The 17314-nt window shown below is 70.8% G+C and carries 18 protein-coding genes; 9 read left to right on the top strand and 9 right to left on the bottom strand.

Features of this window, described 5'->3' with window-relative positions:
- Positions 1-78 precede the first annotated feature (78 nt).
- The 7 genes from ABEA24_RS45400 to ABEA24_RS45370 form a co-directional block, all read right to left on the bottom strand.
- The gene (locus ABEA24_RS45400; protein WP_345440729.1) at positions 79-1119 is read right to left on the bottom strand and encodes a CU044_5270 family protein; all 1041 of its coding nucleotides are present in this window, start codon (positions 1117-1119) and stop codon (positions 79-81) included.
- A complete protein-coding gene (locus ABEA24_RS45395) occupies positions 1116-1751 on the bottom strand; it encodes an RNA polymerase sigma factor (protein WP_345440726.1) in 636 nt (211 codons plus the stop codon). The genes ABEA24_RS45400 and ABEA24_RS45395 overlap by 4 nt, the downstream gene beginning before the upstream one ends.
- Positions 1752-1821: 70 nt before the next feature.
- A complete protein-coding gene (locus ABEA24_RS45390) occupies positions 1822-2586 on the bottom strand; it encodes a helix-hairpin-helix domain-containing protein (RefSeq protein WP_345440723.1) in 765 nt (254 codons plus the stop codon).
- A gap of 88 nt (positions 2587-2674) precedes the next feature.
- Positions 2675-4207 carry a long-chain-fatty-acid--CoA ligase gene (locus tag ABEA24_RS45385; RefSeq protein WP_345440720.1) on the bottom strand — a complete coding sequence of 511 codons (1533 nt, stop codon included), beginning with the start codon at positions 4205-4207 and terminating at the stop codon, positions 2675-2677.
- Positions 4208-4252: 45 nt separating this feature from the next.
- Complete coding sequence (locus ABEA24_RS45380) at positions 4253-4420, bottom strand: hypothetical protein (protein WP_345440718.1); 168 nt, start codon at positions 4418-4420, stop codon at positions 4253-4255.
- A gap of 364 nt (positions 4421-4784) precedes the next feature.
- Positions 4785-5318, bottom strand: coding sequence for a hypothetical protein (locus tag ABEA24_RS45375; RefSeq protein WP_345440715.1), 534 nt, complete (start codon positions 5316-5318; stop codon positions 4785-4787).
- Positions 5319-5406: 88 nt separating this feature from the next.
- Positions 5407-5790, bottom strand: coding sequence for a hypothetical protein (locus ABEA24_RS45370; protein ID WP_345440712.1), 384 nt, complete (start codon positions 5788-5790; stop codon positions 5407-5409).
- A gap of 235 nt (positions 5791-6025) precedes the next feature.
- On the opposite strand from ABEA24_RS45370, the gene ABEA24_RS45365 reads away from it, so the two are divergent.
- From ABEA24_RS45365 to mptB, 3 genes are read left to right on the top strand one after another with little or no spacing between them, the layout of a single operon-like run.
- Positions 6026-6361 carry an STAS domain-containing protein gene (locus ABEA24_RS45365; RefSeq protein ID WP_252785280.1) on the top strand — a complete coding sequence of 112 codons (336 nt, stop codon included), beginning with the start codon at positions 6026-6028 and terminating at the stop codon, positions 6359-6361.
- Positions 6362-6381: 20 nt separating this feature from the next.
- The gene (locus ABEA24_RS45360; protein WP_345440709.1) at positions 6382-7110 is read left to right on the top strand and encodes a glycosyltransferase family 2 protein; all 729 of its coding nucleotides are present in this window, start codon (positions 6382-6384) and stop codon (positions 7108-7110) included.
- Entirely contained in the window at positions 7097-8755 is a 1659-nt protein-coding gene (gene mptB / locus ABEA24_RS45355; RefSeq protein WP_345440706.1) for a polyprenol phosphomannose-dependent alpha 1,6 mannosyltransferase MptB, read from the top strand. The genes ABEA24_RS45360 and mptB overlap by 14 nt, the downstream gene beginning before the upstream one ends.
- On the opposite strand, the gene ABEA24_RS45350 is transcribed toward mptB, so the two are convergent.
- Positions 8640-10832: a hypothetical protein gene (locus tag ABEA24_RS45350; RefSeq protein ID WP_345440703.1), complete on the bottom strand. Its 2193-nt coding sequence runs from the start codon at positions 10830-10832 to the stop codon at positions 8640-8642. The genes mptB and ABEA24_RS45350 overlap by 116 nt on opposite strands.
- Before the next feature lie 201 nt (positions 10833-11033).
- Between ABEA24_RS45350 and ABEA24_RS45345 the strand changes: the two genes are divergently transcribed.
- The 3 genes from ABEA24_RS45345 to pheA all read left to right on the top strand — a co-directional run bounded on the left by ABEA24_RS45345 (position 11034) and on the right by pheA (position 13798).
- Entirely contained in the window at positions 11034-12284 is a 1251-nt protein-coding gene (locus ABEA24_RS45345; RefSeq protein ID WP_345440700.1) for a glycosyltransferase 87 family protein, read from the top strand.
- Positions 12281-12736: a DUF4446 family protein gene (locus ABEA24_RS45340; RefSeq protein WP_345440697.1), complete on the top strand. Its 456-nt coding sequence runs from the start codon at positions 12281-12283 to the stop codon at positions 12734-12736. The genes ABEA24_RS45345 and ABEA24_RS45340 overlap by 4 nt, the downstream gene beginning before the upstream one ends.
- 87 nt (positions 12737-12823) lie before the next feature.
- Positions 12824-13798 (top strand): prephenate dehydratase, encoded by a 975-nt coding sequence (pheA, locus tag ABEA24_RS45335; RefSeq protein WP_345440694.1) that lies wholly within the window; start codon positions 12824-12826, stop codon positions 13796-13798.
- 13 nt (positions 13799-13811) lie between these two features.
- On the opposite strand, the gene ABEA24_RS45330 is transcribed toward pheA, so the two are convergent.
- Positions 13812-14009 (bottom strand): hypothetical protein, encoded by a 198-nt coding sequence (locus tag ABEA24_RS45330; RefSeq protein ID WP_345440691.1) that lies wholly within the window; start codon positions 14007-14009, stop codon positions 13812-13814.
- A gap of 452 nt (positions 14010-14461) precedes the next feature.
- Here ABEA24_RS45330 and ABEA24_RS45325 point away from each other — a divergent pair, with 452 nt between their 5' ends.
- The 3 genes from ABEA24_RS45325 to ABEA24_RS45315 are packed head-to-tail and all read left to right on the top strand — an operon-like array spanning position 14462 to position 17276.
- Positions 14462-14962, top strand: a complete 501-nt coding sequence (locus tag ABEA24_RS45325) for a SigE family RNA polymerase sigma factor (RefSeq protein ID WP_345440688.1) — start codon at positions 14462-14464, stop codon at positions 14960-14962.
- Entirely contained in the window at positions 14959-16080 is a 1122-nt protein-coding gene (locus tag ABEA24_RS45320; RefSeq protein ID WP_345440685.1) for a hypothetical protein, read from the top strand. Before ABEA24_RS45325 ends, ABEA24_RS45320 begins: the two co-directional genes overlap by 4 nt.
- A gap of 20 nt (positions 16081-16100) precedes the next feature.
- Positions 16101-17276 carry a beta propeller repeat protein gene (locus ABEA24_RS45315; RefSeq protein ID WP_345440682.1) on the top strand — a complete coding sequence of 392 codons (1176 nt, stop codon included), beginning with the start codon at positions 16101-16103 and terminating at the stop codon, positions 17274-17276.
- The last annotated feature ends 38 nt before the right edge of the window (positions 17277-17314 follow it).

Below are 17314 nucleotides of genomic sequence, written 5' to 3'. Positions count from 1 at the left end.
ATGCCCGGACCTCGCGTGCCGACCGTCCATCGCGCAGGTCTACCGGCGAACGCGGCGGCGCGGATCGGCGGAGGACGGCTAGTTGGGCAGAACCTTCGTCCACTCGGCGACGATGGTGGCACCACCCGGGACGAAGGCCTCCGCCCCGTCCGGAGTGACGAAGAAGTTCGTCTCATGCACGCGCCCGGTCGCCGGATCGACCACCAGTCTGTCCGGAGCGCTTCCCGCCTGGCCGCCCCTGGCTGCGGGCCGCGGGGGCCGTGCTGCGGGCCGCGGGGGCGGTGCCGGGTGCGAGGACGTTATCCCCAGGGCCTGCCCGCCGCTCACGGCACCCAGGTTCTTGACGTTCGGATAGGTGGCGATCGCGCGGAAGGCCGCGGCGCGGACCTTCGGTGTGGCCGGCAACGCCGAGACCAAGGAGACCAACCCCGAGAAGACGGCGTCTCGCTGGTCCTCGGCGTTCAGTCGGCCGGCACTGGTCCTGACGTCGCCGTGCTTCACGATGTCGGCGATCCGCGCCTTGAGACCGTTCGGCGTGGCCGGCAGCTTCTCGATCTGCGCGAAGCTCACATCGGCCCCTCCGAGCCGGAACGGAGTGGGCTGGACGATCTTGACCACCTTGCCGCCCGACTTCTCTCCTCTGAACCACTCCTGGCCATCGCGCCGGGTCCAGGTCTCCCACTGGAACGGGGCCTTGCCCGTGCCCTCATTCGTCACCGTCTTGACGTACCAGTAGGTGCCCGAGCCCCCAGGGGTCCGTTCCGCGGTGCTGGCGGCCGCGAGCAGGACCTGCTGCGCGGACAGAGACGCCGTCGTACGGCCCGTCGCATGGCCGCCCGGTCCGCCCGTCGGCTTCCCGGAGTCTCCGGTACTGATCACGACGGCGGCGGCGGTCGCGCCGGCGACGGCGGTCAGCGCCGCGGCCAGGAAGACGGGGCGACGCTTCCGCGTACGGCGCGGCCGCTCGGCCGACTGCAGGTCCTGGTGGATCCGGCTCATCACGAACTCCTGGATTCGTTGGTGACGGCCGCTCGGCAGATCCCGTTCCGCCGGTGGCGGAAGCAACCGGGCCAGCTCTTCGCGATCGTCGCGGCCGGGCTGAGTCGGGGTGGTGTTCATCGGGTGTTCTCCTGAGCGGACCGGACCGCGATTTCGCGGTCACCTTCTCCCTGTCCGTGGCCGGCATGCGGTTCCCGATCTTCTCCGGGTGGCCGGATCCTTCCCGCGGCGACCAGTTTGTGCAGCTTCTTGCGGGCCCTCGACAGCCGGGAGCGCACCGTGCCGACCGGGATTCCCAGCGCCTCTGCGGCCTCGGCATAGTCGAGACCGGACCACACGCACAGGGCCAGCACCTCGCGCTCGTGCTTGCGCAGCGCCGCCAGGGCCGTACGCACGAGGGCGAGGCGTTCTCGGTCGTCGATGCGGGCGGTGACCTCCTCGGCGAAGTCCGGGACCGCCTCCTGCCGCGGAAGACGGGCCAGCGCGCCGTCGTATCGCCGGGCCGCCCGGCGTACGTTCCGTGCGACGTTGGTGGTGATGCCGAGAAGCCAGGGGCGGAGCGAACCGCCGTCGGCGTCCGTGTCGACCCGGTCGCGCAGCCGCCAGGCTTCGAGGAAGGTCAGCGACACCACGTCCTCCGCCGTCGACCAGCTGCCCGTCAGGCGAAAGGCATGGTTGTAGACCGAGCGGACGTGCTCGTCGAAGAGTTCTCTGAACGCGTCCGGGTCTCCGGCGCGCACCCGGGCGCGCATACTCATCTCCACGGCCCAGGACTGTCCGGTCCGATCCTCCCGGTTCCCGTGATGTGGGTCACATGATTGCTCAGGGGAGGAAGACGGCGTACTCCGCGATCTCGGGCATGAGGTCGGGGTGCAGGTCGGCGGTTGCCGCGAGCTCCTCCGCCGAAGAGAAGCCGCCGACGTGGTCGCGGACCGTCGCGATGTGCTGGGCCAGCTCCGGCGTCACCCCGGAGAACAGCGTGAGGACCTGTGCGGGCACGTGGTTGACGTCGATCAGCCCGCCGTCGTCGTACTGGCGGGGTAGATCGGGTCGGCCGATCCGCAGTTCCCGGGCGAGGACGATGTCGGCGGCGGCCTGTTCGCGGGCCTTGTGCCGCATCTCACGCCGGAGGTTGGCGGCCGCGACGGCCTGGGCGTTGAGGTTGGCGGGCGGGGGCCCGACGGGGCCGACCGGGACGACCGGGGGACCCGGGGGACCGACCGGCGGCATCGGACGGCCGTTGAACAGCAGGACGCCGTACGGGTCGACCGTGATGACCAGGCGCTTCTCGGTCCCGGTGATGGCGAGGATCACCCAGACGGGCAGCCACAGGCCGCACAGCAGGAGCGTGATGAGCAGGTGCAGGACGTGGTTCACCTGGCCGCCGGTGACCAGCACCGCCTGTATGTCGGACTGCGCCTGGAGACGCCATCCGAACGACGCCTGCCGCATGACCGCGTTGCTCAGGATCGCGCGGAGCTGCTCGGGCGGCAGCGGTGCCCCTCCCGGCGGGCCCGGTGGCTGCCCCGGGAAGCCCGGAGACCCGCCAGGCGGGACCGGTGGCGGACCGGGCGGAAACGGATTCATGATCTCCCCCTGAGTACGCGGCTCGGTGCACCGTCTCGCGTCGCCTGCTCTGGCGGATCCGGCTCCCTTCCGCTCTGTCCGGCCTGTATCAACGAACCGCGCGGCTCTCGTGCTCCCAGTACGGCTTGCGCAGTTCGCGCTTGAGCACCTTGCCGGTCGGGTTGCGGGGAACGGCGTCCGTCCACTCCACGGAGGTCGGGCACTTGAAGTGGGCCAGCCTGCTCCGGCAGAAGTCGATCAGCTCGCGCTCGCCGACCTCGCCGTCGCGGACGACGAAGGCCTTCGGCGTCTCGCCCCACTTTTCGTCCGGCACGCCGATGACCGCGCAGTCGGCCACGGCGGGGTGGCTCATCAGGACGTTCTCCACCTCGGCGGGGTAGATGTTCTCCCCACCCGAGATGATCATGTCCTTCACGCGGTCGTGGATGTAGAGGTAACCGTCCTCGTCGAGGTAGCCGGCGTCGCCGGTGCGCAGCCAGCCGCCGGGGAGCACGACGTCCCGGGTGGCCTCGTCCAGGGCCCAGTAGCCCTTCATGTTCTGCGCGGACCGGCAGACGATCTCGCCGACCCGCCCGGGCGGCAGCGGCTCGCCGGTCGCCGGGTCGACGATCTTCAGCTCGCTGCCGGGGTTGGCGATGCCCGCGCTGCGCAGCCGCGGACTGTCGGGCACGTGGTCGGCCGGGGGCAGGTGGGTGACGGCCCCCGTCGTCTCCGTCATGCCGTACACCTGCATGAAGTCGCACGAAGGAAGCATCTCCAGCGCGCCGCCCAGCACCTCCTCGCTGATCGGCGAGGCCCCGTAGATGATGAGGCGGAGGCTGGACAGGTCCGCCTCCCTGACCTGCGGCAACTGCTGCATGAACAGCAGGAGCACCGGGACGAGGAAGACGTGGGTGACCTTGTGCTCCTCGACGGACCGGGCGATCCCGACCGGATCGGGCTCCCGGACGAGCACGGCGGGGATGCCGGCGTAGATCCCGGCGACCGCGAGGGCGCATCCGGCGATGTGGTACATCGGCATCGCGACCATCAGCACGCTGTCCGGGCCGATGTCCCAGAGCTGCTCGCTCATCGGCAGCGCGGTCAGGAAGTTCTCGTGGGTCAGCATGACCCCTTTGGGCCGGCCGGTGGTGCCCGAGGAGTACAGCTGGACGAACACCTCGCCGGACTCGTCGCGCGGCCCGGCGTCCCGGTCGGTCCACGCGTCGTAGTCCGTGTAGCCGTGACCGGTGCCGCCGATGACGATCAGGTGCTCGGTGTGACGCAGGCGGCCGGCGATCGCGTCCAGCACCGGAACGAATTCCGGTCCGACCACGAGCACCGGGGCCCGCGCGTTGTCGACGATGTAGGCGATCTCATCGGCGGACAATCGGTAATTGATCGGAACCTGCACGGCTCCGGCCCGCGCCGCGCCGAACAGCAACTCGGCGTAGGCCAGTGAGTTCTTGTCGAGCACGGCGACCCGGTCGCCGGGGCGTACGCCGGACGCCCGGAGCGCCTCCGCGACCTGGTCCGCACGCTGGTCGAATTCCCGGTATGTCACGCGGGTGCCTTCGTAGCTGAAGGCGGTCTCGTCCGGGCGTTCGCTCGCCCGGTCGCGAAGGATGCCCGTGAGGCTCATGGCCGAATCATGCGTGCCATCCATAGGGCGGCACAAGACCCGCTATCAGCTCTTCGCCATTTTGCTGATCACCGTGACGATCACGGCGCCGATGACCGCGAGAACGCCGAGCCAGAGCAAGAACTTCAATGCGGAGATGAGCATTCCGAGGACCGTGAACAACAGCCAGATCGCCAGCAGTATCCCGATGATGGTGAGAATCGCGCGCCCCATGAGTCGAGCGTACGCGCTCGGAACGCGGTGACAGTGCATTTCGGGCCGATCTCGGCCATGATCGCCGTAGCGTCGCGCGCCGTCCCCAACCAGGGCCGGCTGTGGACAACCGGTGGACAACCCGTGGACAAATCCGGGATGCACGCCGATGGCCCACCGGATCAAGCCCCTCCATCGCTGGTCAGGGCCTATTTCCCGGTGATGTGGGTGCTGTGGATCACGAAACCCACACCCTGTGGATAACTTGCGTCCGCTCGCTCGTGTCGTCACCGGGCCGCCTCCTGTCCGGAGGTGGCGGCCCGACGCGTTCAGCGAGCCCGTACGCCGGGGATCGCGGGCCCGGCGGGTGCCCGCGGATCGGTCATCAGCAGGACTTGCCCCACGCCTTCACGAGCGCGGTCGGCACCTTGCCGCAGGGGGAGCCTCCGGTGTCGCCCTCGTAACCCCAGTCGGTTCCGTTCGGGCTCTTCCAGACGAAGGGACCGTCCTGCTTGGTCGCCGGATCGTTCTTGAGCGAGATCTCTCCGATGGCGTAGTAGACGCCACCGACCTTTCCGTAGTGCGTTTCCGTCGGGCCGACGACGTCGGCCGTTTTCTCTTTCGGGTGCTTTTTCATCGCATCCATCAGGTACGCGTCGACCATGGCCGAGCGGACCTTCGCCGTCATCGGCAGCACGGTCGCTCCCTTTCCGGAGGCCTGGCCCTTTCCGGTGCCGGTGGATTTCCCGCCGGACTTCCCGCTCGATTTCGACGGGGTTCCGGCGCCGGCTGAACTGGAAGCGGCCGGCGCGCCCGAGCTCGGCTGTGCGTCAGCGGAATCCTTGGACTTGGAGCCGCATCCGGTGAGGATCAGAGCGGACAGGCCGATGGCGGCGGTAAGCCCCATCGCCTTGGGCATCGTTTTCGTCATGCATCAGTAGACGCACCAAGATCACGGTTGGTTGGGAGGCGAAGAATAACGAAATGATCGCGGCCCGGTGATCGCGTCAGGCTCCCGGCGGCCGGTCGACCATGTCCTGGACGGCGCGGAACGTGGGGCAGGGCCAGCGCCACATGCAGGCGCGACACCGCCGGAGCGGGTTGGCGACGTCGCTGGTGATGCCTCCGGCGTCCTGCGGCCGGTGCAGGTCGATGATGCGCAGGGTCATCTCGCAGAAAGCGATGACGTCGTCACGGGCGGAGGCGAGGAAAACGATGTCCTCCCGGGCCAATCGGGCCTTGACGGGAACGTACCCCTCGCGATTCACCAGGCGCGAGACATATTGCGTAATGGACCGCCATGAACTGGACTTCTCGGAACGATCGCGAATGGCTTCCAGCCGCTCGCGGACCCGGCGGCGTCCCGGGTCGCCGGGCCTGTCGCTCGTCATCTTCCCAGCTTCTCGCACCGGCGACGCGCCGGTGGGCGGATTCGCGCACTTCGACGCCGAGAATTGAGAAGATCTCCCTGACGTTGCGCTGGCACATGAATTGTCGGAAATTTCACTCGTAAGTCGCAGAAGTCACTTGCTCGTTGGCAAAGCACGTCCCACCGACTGGCAACGGCCGCTCCCTAATCTCGTTCGACTCTGGTTCGCCCGCTCCGAGAGCGCTAGTGTGCGGCTCGTGGAGCTAAAGGTCTCGACCGCGTCTCAGGGGGGTCACGCCGTCGTATCCGTCTACGGCGAGGTCGATCTCTATACGGCGCCCAGATTGCAAGCCGAGCTGGCCTCCCTCGTTCGCGACGGAGCCGGCCGGGTCGTGGTGGACCTGAGCGGGGTCGAGTTCTGCGACTCGACGGGGATGAACGTCCTGCTCTCCGCCATGAAACGACTCCGTGAGCACGGGGGCACGCTCGAGCTCGCGTCACCGCGTCCGGCCGTACGCCGGATCCTTCAGGTCACGGGCCTCGACACGGTGTTCTCCGTGCACGATGCCCTACCGGCCCTCGAAGGCACCTGACCGCCACTACCATCGCCTTCATGCAGGCGGACACGGCCGTCATCATCGCGGCCAAGGATGAGCAGGACCGGATCGCCGCGACGGTGGAGGCGGCGGCGTCGCTACCCGGCGTCGACCTGGTGGTGGTCGTCGACGACGGGTCCACCGACGCGACCGGGCGGCTGGCCGAGGGCGCGGGCGCGAAGGTCGTACGGCACTCGCGCAACCGCGGCAAGGGCGCCGCGATGGAGACGGGTGCCGCCGCCGTGCGCTTGCTCGACGGCGACGTCCCCCACCACCTGCTGTTCCTCGACGCCGACCTCGGCGACACGGCGCGCCAGGCCGGACCGCTGATCGAACCGGTCCGCGCCGGGTCCGCCGCCATGACCATCGCCGTCTTCAGCGATCGGGTGAAGCTCGGCGGCCACGGCTTCGTCGTCCGGCTGTCCCGTGACGGCATCAAGCGCGTCACCGGCTGGACCGCCACGCAGCCGCTGAACGGCCAGCGCTGTCTCACCCGCGAGGCGTTCGAGGCGGCCCTGCCCCTCGCTCCCGGATTCGGGGTCGAGACCGGTCTGACGATCGACCTCCTGCGCAAGGGGTTCAAGGTGACCGAGGTCGAGGTCCCCCTCGCGCACCGTGCCACCGGCACCGACTGGCGAGCCCAGCTGCACCGGGCCCGGCAGTTCCGGGACGTCGGGCGCGCGCTCGCGGCACGGGAGCCCGCCGTGACCCGGCAGCTCGCCCGGCTGCGTCGTGCCACGCGCTGACCGTCTGGGCTTCGCGGGGCTGTCGGCCGCCGCGCTCGGCCTGGCGTGCTTCCTGACCGTGGCCCTGCTCGGACCCTCCGTGATGGAGCCCGCCCTGCGCGGAGGCCCGGCACAGCCGCCCTACTCCCTCAATGCCCACCCCTCCCCGTACCTCGTCATCACGCTGACCGCGATCGGTGTCGCGCTGTCCGCGCTCGGCCTCGGCCTGTGCCTGTACGCCGCCCGGCGCGGCTGGTGGATCTCGCCGCGGATCCTCCTGATCGCCGGGGGCGTCGCGGCGGTCGCGTTCATGCTCATGCCGCCCATCGGCTCGGCGGATCACCTCAACTACGCCGCGTACGGCCGGATGGCGGTCACCGGAAACGACCCGTACTCCACCGCGGCGCGCGACCTGCCGGTCGACCCGGTGATCCGCGCGGTGCAGGACTGGCGGGACGCGCCCACCCTGTACGGACCGATCGCCACCGCGCAGCAGACGTTCGCGTCGTTGATCGGCGGGCGCTCGGTCCGGCTCACCGTCTTCGTGATGTCGGTGACGCAGGTCATGGCCTTCCTGACCGTCGGCCTGCTGCTCGCCCACGCGACGCGCGGCGACCGGGAGCGCCGGCTGCGCGCCGCGCTGCTGTGGTCGGCCAACCCGCTCCTGCTGTACGCGCTGGTCGGCGGGGCGCACAACGACGTTCTCGCGCTGGCGTTCGCGATCGCCGGGCTCGTCGTGTTCGCGCTGCCCGATCCGCCGTGGTCGCGCCAGACGGACACCCGGTCCCTCGGCCGGTGCGTCGCGGCGGGCATCCTCATCGGCGCGGGGGCCGCCGTGAAGATCAACGTGGCGATCGTTGCCGGGGGACCTGCCTGGATCCTGCTCCGCGACTGGTGGGAGGCCCGCCGGGCGACCGGAGCCGGACGGCCGCCGGCCCGGAGCGGCGCCGGCGCGGCGGCCGTCCGGCTGGTGGCGCTCCCCCTCACAGCGGCGGTGGTCACCGGCCTGGCGTACCTCATGGCCGGACCGCACTCGTTCGACCAGTTGGGCCGCGCGTCACGGGCGGTGGCGCTGGCCACGCCCTGGCACCTGTTCGCCGGGGCGGGAGGCGGCCTCCTGCTGACCCTGCCCCGCTCGGCGGTCCAGCGCGGGGCGGCCGTCCTCACCGTCGTCCTGGCGGTCCTGCTGCTGCGCGCCGCGCCCCGGCCGCGCGTCCGCGACGTCGGCGAGGTCACGGACACGACCGGGGAGGACGCGCTCCGGATCAGCGCAGCGCTGGCGATCGCCTGGCTGTTCGCCGCCCCGTACGCGCTGCCCTGGTACGACGGCCTCGGCTGGGCGATGCTCGCGCTCGTTTCCACCCCCGTGGCTGCACCCCACCACCCCCCTGTGGCTGAGCCCCACCACCCCCTGGCCTGGTCGCGGGTCGACGGGCTGCTCCTGGCCCGGACGAGCGTGCTGGCGCTCGCCTACCTGCCGGCCCGGGACCCGCGGCTCGCCGGGCTGCCGCACGCCCTCGACTGGCTGGTCACCGGCGTGCGCTCGCGCGTCACGCCTGCCGTGCTGACGGCTCTTCTGATCGCTCTGGTCGTGGTGGCCGTTCGGGCCCGCCGAGCTCCAGCGCCCGTACGCTCGCCGCGAGAGCCAGCGGGACCGCGATCGTGAACGCCATGGCCGGGATCGCCGCCCCGGAGTCGTTGACGAGCATGCCGACCACCGCGGTGACCAGCACGGCGAAGAACGTGGCCCGCAGCGCGGGGGCGCGCTCGTAGGCCATCTGCAGCGCGGCGGCGCGCCAGGCCAGCGGCCGCAGCAGGGCGAAGAACAGGAATCCGATGCCGGCCACGATGATCACCGTCAGCTGCCAGTGGCTGAGCGTGCCGATCATGCCGCGGAACTTCCGGAACAGCACCGTGCCCGCGTCCCCGCTCACCAGGTTGTCCCAGAACTCGCCGATGTGGGTGGGGTTCGCCCGCAGCGAGTCGAGGAAGGAGACGCCCAGGACGAGGACGGCCCCGGCCGCCAGCACCGCGATCACCCGCATGGGCCGGACCCGGCGGCCGCTCAGCATGAACGCGAACGCCGCGAACCCGGGGATCGTCGCGATGATGCCGCCGAAGTCCGCGCCCCACATCGGTGCGCCGTCGACGACCAGCGCCGCCAGCCCCGCGGCGACGATCAGGGCGAGCGGCAGGAGACGGCGGTCGCCGCGCCCGGCGATCAGCCGTCCGGCCAGCGCGCCCGTCGCGATGATCACTCCGGTGACCCACAGCGCCCAGGTCGTGTTGCCGAAGCCGTAGAACCGGCCGGCGACGACCGGCGTGTAGCCGAGCACGCTGCAGTTCTGCAGGTGGTTGCCGGTCATCACGTCGAGGGTCAGGAACAGCGCCGTCGCGCCGGCCACGACCGCGCCCGGGCCGGTCACGGACCGGCGCCACGGCCCCGCGACCGCGGCGGCCGTGACCACCGCGACGCCGAGCAGGATCAGCAGGGTCAGCGTCAGCCCCGGCTGCCCGCTCCTCCACCACGGGAAGGCGTTGGCCAGGAACGACGCCACCGGCACCGCCCCGGCGGCCAGCGCCAGCACCTTCGTCGCCGCCAGCAGCCCGTGTCCCTTGCGGCGCAGCCCGACGGTCGCGAAGGCGTACAGCCCGATCTGCACCGCGATGAGGACCAGATAGAAGGGGAAGACGAGACCGCCGTACACCCGCGCATGGGTGTCCCGGTCCTTCAGCGCGCGCACGACGCGGCCCACGGACGCCGACTTGCGCCCGTCGAGTCGCCACGGCGAGCCCACCGCGTCCTTCGGCTGCGCGGCGCCGAGGGTGTGCAGGACCGTCGACGTCACGTCGGTGAGCGTGACCAGGCCGCTCGTGCGCGTGGAGTTCGCCGTGAGGTAGCGCGGGCCGTACCCCGGGCCGGTGGCCATGGCGACGTGCAGGCGACCGGTGCTGGTGTTGTCGGACAGCCCGGCCAGCAGCACGGTCGTGCCGGCGGGCGCCGCCCGGAGGATCTTGCCGACCTGGGCGTCGGCGGCCGAGACCGCCGCCGCGCGTCCCTTGTCGGTCACGTGGACCTGCCGGCCGTTCACGTCCACGCCGGCGTTGATGTAGGCGCGGACGACGTCGTCGACGTCGACCACCGTGAGCGCGCAGCGCGACCAGGCGTCCGCCGGCGTCTTGTCCACCGAGGGGGCGTACCCGTCCACCCGGCCCGAGCCGTCCGCCGCGCCGACCGCCGCGCCCGGGCCGATCGCCATCGTGCAGCCCCCGGCCCGATGCACCGCGTCGCCCAGCAGGCCCAGTTTTGAGCCGTACTTGTTGTGCGCGTTGTCCTGCCGCAACCCGGCGAAGCCCGGCACCGTCGTCCCGTTCGGCGCGGGTGGCAGACCGCAACCGCCGTGGCGCAACTGCGACCGCTGGCCCGCCGACACGGTCAGCCAGCCGTCGATCGGGCAGGTGTTCCCGGCCACGGTCTTGACCGACAGCGAGCCGACGGCGGCCTGGCCGGTGAGGCTCCAGAGGTTGGGCGCGCCGGTCCGGCGGATGTCGCCCCAGCGCAGGCCCGGCACACCGATCAGCAGCACCCGGCCGTGGACCTTGGCGGGCGGCGCGGCCGTCTCCGTGGCCGACGCGGCGGCCGCGGTCCCTGGCAGCAGGCCCAGCAACGCGGCCGCGAACCCCACCAGCACGGCGATCGCCGCGCTCCTGCGGTGACGTTCCGCCATCCGTGGCCGTGCCACGATCACCTCCGGTATCTGGGGGACCTCCCCAGGCTAGTGCCGCGTCCGAGTTGCTCGCCGATGTACGTGATTTTGCAGATCCTGCCGTCCGGGCCGCGGGCAGTCTGGGTCAAGCGTCACGGACCGTACGAGCGGCCGCCCTCGTCACCGGTGTCCGGCGGTGTGGCCGTGCCGGTGCCGGACTTGGGCCAGGATGGACCCATGGCTGAGCGAAGGACGAAGCGCGAGATCGCGATGGTCGTCGCGGGTCTCGCGATCGTCGCGGCCGCGGTGGGGCCGCTCGCCCTGCATTGGCTGAGCAACCCGCCCGACCAGCGCATGGTCGACCTGGACGTCTACCGGTCCGGCGGGCAGGCAGTGCTGCGCGGGGCCCCGGTCTACGACTTCCTGACCCAGCCGCCGCAGCTGCTCCCGTTCACCTATCCGCCCTTCGCCGTCCTGGTGGCGGTGCCGCTCGCCCTCCTGCCGTGGGCCGTCGCCCAGTGGCTCTGGGTCGGGCTGGTCCTGCTCGCCCTGACCGTCACCGTGCGGTACGCCTTCCGCCCACTGCTCGCCAGGGTCGGCCTGTGGGCGCCGGTGCTCACGGGCGTCCTCGTCGCACTGTGCGCCTACCCCATGCCCCTGCGGGACCAGATCCGCTTCGGGCAGGTCGACGTCTTCCTCGTGGCGATGTGCGTGGCCGACTGCGCCGCGCCGCGGCCTCGCTGGCCGCGGGGCCTGCTCATCGGGCTCGCCACGGCGGTCAAGCTCATCCCGGGCGTCTTTATCGTCTACTTCCTGGTCACCGGCCGCCGCCGGGAGGCGGGCACCGCGATCGCCGGTGCGGTCGTCGCCACGCTCGGCACGTTCCTCGTCCTGCCGGTGGACTCCGCCGACTACTGGTTCGGTGCCCTGTTCGACAGCGAACGCCTCGGTTCCAACACCGCGACCACGAACCAGTCGATCCGCGGCATGCTGCTGCGGCTCTACCTGCCCGACTCGGTCGCGGCCCTCATCTGGCTCGCGTTCGCCGGGGTGATCGCGTACTTCGGCTTCCGCGCCGCGCGCCGTACCGCGCTGGCGGGCGACGAGATCGGGGGTGTAGCGATCACCGGGCTGATCGCGGTGCTCGTCTCGCCGGTCTCCTGGATTCATCATCTCGCCTGGCTGGTCGTCGTCTTCGGGGCCATCGTGGGCGCCGGCCGCGACCCGCGAAGGCTCGCACTGGCGGCCGGGGTCTGGCTGTTCTACGTGCTCACGATCCCGTGGTGGGGGATCACTATGCTCGCTCATCACCTCGCGCCGCGGCCGATCGGGCGAATCGTCCAGGACGCGTACGGTCTCGGGGCCCTGGGTCTCCTTCTCCTCTTCTGCCGCCGGCGGCCCGCGCGGAAGGTACCGGTAAGAGAATCTCAACGTGATCGCGTGGATACGTCGCGTGAAGACGCCCAGGTGGGTACGCTCGGACCGTGATCCTTATCACGATCGCCCTGGCCGGTGTCGGCATCGGCGGGCTCGGCCTCTATGCCGGGCTCAGCGCCCGGCGCCGCGCCACGCGGGCCGTTGAGGAGTGCACCGAGATGATGCGCCACCGCCTGCAGGTCAGCGCCGGTGCCACCGACGACCGCGCCATCCGCGACGTCGCCATCGTCCACTATGACGCGCTCCGGGAGGAGTCCGGCGGCCTGTCGTTCTCGCTCGCCCTGCTCAACTCCGGCGGCGACGGAGTGGTGCTCACCTCCATCAACGGCCGCACCGAGACCCGCACCTATGCCAAGATCGTGCAGAGTGGCCGCAGCCTCCAGTTGCTCTCTCCAGAAGAGGACCAGGTCGTACGCGCGGCCAGGCTCGGTCAGGGGCCGCAGATCCGGCTCGACGACGGGCGCGACATCGGCGTGAACAGCCGATCCTCCACGTCCACCTGACCCGAACCCGCGGTCAGTTCCAGGTGCCGACCGGCCGTAACCTGGGATGACGCCGGACCGAAGCAGCATGCGGCATGAGGGGACTCCGTGACCGACGACAGCCCGCGAGACGAGGCGGCACCGGCCGACCGCCCGGAACGGTTCGCCTATTTCGGCCCCGAGGGCACCTTCACCGAGGCCGCCCTCCTCACCCTTCCCGAGGCGCGGCGGGGCGTCCGCGAGCCGTTCTCGACCGTTCCGATGGCGCTCGACGCGGTCCGCCGCGGCGATGCGGACGCCGCGATGGTCCCCCTGGAGAACTCCGTCGAGGGCCCCGTCCCCACGACCGTCGACGAACTCGCCGACGGCGACGTCCTCCTCATCACCGATGAGGTCCTCCTCCCCGTCGAGTTCTCGCTGCTGGTCCGCCCCGGCACGGCAATTGAGGACATCAAGAGCATCTGCACCCACCCGCACGCGCACGCGCAGTGCCGCCGGTGGCTCGCCCGTACGCTCCCGCACGCCCAGGTGACGACCGGCACGTCCACGGCCGGCGCCGCCATGGCGGTCGCCGACGCCACCTCGGGATTCGACGCCGCGATCGCAGCCCCGATCGCCGGCGAGCGGTACGGCCTGGTGGCCGCAGCGCGCAGCATCGCCGACCGCCCCGGCGCGGTGACCCGGTTCGTCCTCGCGCGGCCGCCGGGCCCGCCCGTCCCGCGGACCGGCTTCGACCGCACGTCGCTGATGGCCTACCTCACCGACGACCACCCGGGCGCGCTGCTGGAGTTCCTGACGGAGTTCGCGGTCCGCGGCGTCAACCTGACCCTGATCCAGTCCCGGCCGACCGGCGACGGTTTCGGCCGCTACCGCTTCTGGATCGACTGCGAGGGCCACGTCGCGGACGCCCGCGTCGGCGAGGCGCTCCTGGGCCTGCGCCGCATCTGCCCCGACATCCGCTTCCTCGGCAGCTACCCGCGAGCCGACCACGGCCGCACCGAGATCCGCCGGGGCACCCACGACAACGACTTCGCCGAGGCGTCCGCCTGGCTGCACGCCATCCGCTCCGGTCACGACCTGTGAGTGACCCCAGGGGTCACCGCCGGACGATCGGTGCCGATCTGACGTCGACGTAGTCACCGCTGGTGGCGATCGGCAGGTAGGGGTCCCCGGTCGGAAGGTGAACGCCGGGACGGCGAACGGGCGGCGACTCCGGGGTCCCCGGTGGAGTCACCGCCCGCTCGATCCGGCTCCTGGCCTCCCGGCTCTCGGGCGACGTGGTCGCCAACGCCACGGCTCGGCAGGAAGCGCCATCGCCCATCGAGCGGCGCGCCAGGTGCCGTCCGGGGCGGTCTGGAGATCCCGCTCATGACGGACGGCGGCGACCCCCGGTACGCCACCGCCGTCCGATCCGGTCGACCGGTCGCCGTCGAACGGCAGGAAGGTGCCGGCCTGTGCGGCGAGCGGCGCCGATCACGCCTTTGTGATCATCCCTGGTCGTTGAGTGAGCGGCAAAGCCTTTCAACCAGGGATGAAACCCAGCGCCCATCAGGGGTGGAGCCGCCTCGCGCGCTCGCCGAGATCTTCGCCCTCAGCATGAATCGGCCGACGCTCGAACAGTGGCAGCGACCACCGGCATCGACTCCGTCGCGAACGGGACCCGGACATATGGCGGGGGCGACGCAACCCCTTGAGGCCCTGACTGCATTAGAGGGGGCGTCCAGTGACCGACGAGAGGACGGTTGTGTGACATCCGATGAGAGATACACGGAGTATGTGACCGGGCGGCTGGAGTGGCTGCACAAGATCGCCTTCCTGCTCTGTCAGGACTGGGCGCACGCCGAGGACCTCGTGCAGATCACCATCACCCGGCTGTACGTGCACTGGAGGCGTGCCAGCAAGGTCGACAACCTTGACGGCTACACCCGCACCATCCTGATGCGGGTGTTCCTGGCCGAGCAGCGGACCGGCTGGCGCAAATGGGTCACCGCGCGACGGCCGCCACCCGACACGCCCACCGCCCCGGTCGATCCGGACATGGGATTGGATCTGCGCGCCGCACTGCTCGCGCTGGCGCCCCGGCAGCGCGCCTCCGTCGTACTGCGCTTCTACTGCGACCTGTCGGTGGAGCAGACCGCAGAGATCCTCGGCTGTTCCCCCGGAACCATCAAGAGCCAGACCGCCCGCGCCCTCATGACGCTCCGGCATGACCTGCGGCGGTCCCCTCTGAAGGAGCGTTTGGCATGAACAAGGAAGAGATCGACCTGCGGGCCGGGCTGCGGCGGCTCACCGACCAGCCGCGCCCGCTGAGCATCTCGGTCGAGACGGCACGAGCGAAAGGCCGCCGGGTCCTCCGGCGGCGTCGCGTGGGAACCGCCGTCGGGACCGCCGCAGCGGTCGGTGTCGCCGCCCTCGGAGTGCTGGCGCTGCCGTCGGGCGGGGAGAAGCCCGATGGCAGCGTGGACCTGTCCTCCAGCAGCGCACAGCACAGCGCGTACATCGCGCGGGCATCGTTCGGCTGGCTTCCCAAGGGATACCGGCCGACGAGCACCGGCTTCGAGAACGGCACCTTCTACCTGGGGGCGAGCAAGGGAGACTCCCAGTTCTTCCTTCAGATGTTTCCGGCCGGGCCCGAGCCGGCCCTGGGCTCCCTGCGCGGAGGAGTGCCCGCCAAGGCGGTCCCGGCCCCGTCGGTCGGCGGCCACGCCGCCCACTGGAAGCAGCCGCCACCGCCTGGCGCCGGGACGGCGCCGGGGGAGGCGAAGCTACGCATCCAGTTCGGCCCGAAACAGTGGGGCGAACTGGAGTACGACGCGGCCCCCGGCGTCACGGACATCAAGACGACGCTCTACAAAGTCGCCCGTGCGATCAAGCTCCGCGACACCCCTCAGACATTCCCCCTCCGGCTGGGGCGTGTGCCGGTCGGCCTCAATCCCGGAAACGTTGACGTCCTCACCGACTCGCACAGCGGGATCGGCTGGCAGACGGCCATCACGTTCGAGCCCGGCCTGCAGATCAGTGTCTCGCTGACCGGCCATACCCCGACGCAATGGACGTTCATGCGAGGCGCGCCGAAGACGACGATCGATGGACATCCGGCCACCCACCTGATGGAGCCTTTCACCGGCGCCGAAGCGGGCAAGTTCGAGAACGACGGGGCGCACGCGGCGGATGGTTCCGGTGTGAACCCGTCGGGCGGCAGCGAGCAGCTGTGCGTCCACGGCGTGCACGGTTTGGACGTCTGTTACTCCGCGACCGCGCAGGCCGGAAAGCTGCTGAAGTCCACCGGCGGTCTCATCGGTCTCTACAAGAGGACCACCGTCTACACCGCCGACCCCTCGACCTGGACCGGCCTCTTCGGCTGAACCGCCCTATCGGAGCATCCATGAACACCACGATCACCCGTCACCCCCTGCCGTACCGTGTCCGCCGCCTGGCCGCCGTGGCGATGGCACTCGGACTGACCCTTGGAGTCGCCGCCGGCAGGGCGAGTGCCGAGACCGAAGACTGGAAGCAGAGTCCGCTCCCGGTGTCCGACGCCAACATCGTCACGATCGCCCAACCGGACCAGCACACCACGTGGGCCGCCGGGGCCACTGTGACGGCGGTGCCGGGTAAGGAGGGGGCGCTCATGTTCAAGCCGCTACTGCTGGCCAAAGACGAGCGCACCGACCAGGGCTGGAAGGTCGTCTCGATACCGGATGACACCACCTACAACCGCATCAACGCCATGTCCACCCGTGGGCCGGACGACGCCTGGCTCGTCGGAGACAACGACACCCGTGCAGGGTCCGGAAACGCCATCTTGACCGAGCACTGGGACGGGACGGCCTGGTACAAGGTGACCGCGCCCGTTCCGGCGGACACTGTGTCCGCCGGCTTCCTCTCGGTCGCCGCGGTCGGACCGAACGACGCCTGGGCCGCCGGCTGGAGGCAGACCCAGGACAGCGTGCCGGGCCTCCTGGAACACTGGGACGGCACCGCTTGGAACCAGGCTGCTCTTCCGGCCGGCACGGATGACCTGATCCTCAACGCCGTCGCCGCGACGGCGGCGGACGATATCTGGGTCGCCGGATATCACAACAGCACCGATCAGCCGGCACTGCTGCACGGCGACGGCCACTCCTGGCAGCTGGTGAATCTTCCCAAGACCGGCCGATATGGCGAGCTCAACACTCTGGCGGTCGGCGGCCGGAACGACGTGTGGGCCGCCGGCCGCACGGCGCTCACCGCCACCGACGGCGGCAGCCCACTGCTCGAGCACTGGAACGGCCGGTCCTGGCAGGCGGTCAAGGCACCGGGCACCGGCGAGGTGCGCGGCGCGGCGCTCACCTCGCGCGGTCTGACACTGGTCGGTGACCACCTGGACGGCCCCGCACCCTACGGCTGGCGCTTCGACGGTACGCAGTGGGAATCTCTCGGCCTGCCGACCTTCGGTAGTGAGAACACATCGCTGTTGGCCGTCGCGGACACCCGAGACGGACTGGTCAGCGTCGGTGCCTACAAGAACGCCGATGAATACCTCGTCCATCCCTTGATGTTGACCAGCACGGCGCCGTGACCCGGCGCGGCTCGTGCTCCTCGGCGGGGGCGAGCACG

Source organism: Actinoallomurus vinaceus (assembly GCF_039542055.1).
Taxonomy (GTDB): domain Bacteria; phylum Actinomycetota; class Actinomycetes; order Streptosporangiales; family Streptosporangiaceae; genus Actinoallomurus; species Actinoallomurus vinaceus.
The sequence above is the reverse complement of the archived record's forward strand: the minus strand, read 5'-3'. Positions and strand labels throughout refer to the sequence as shown.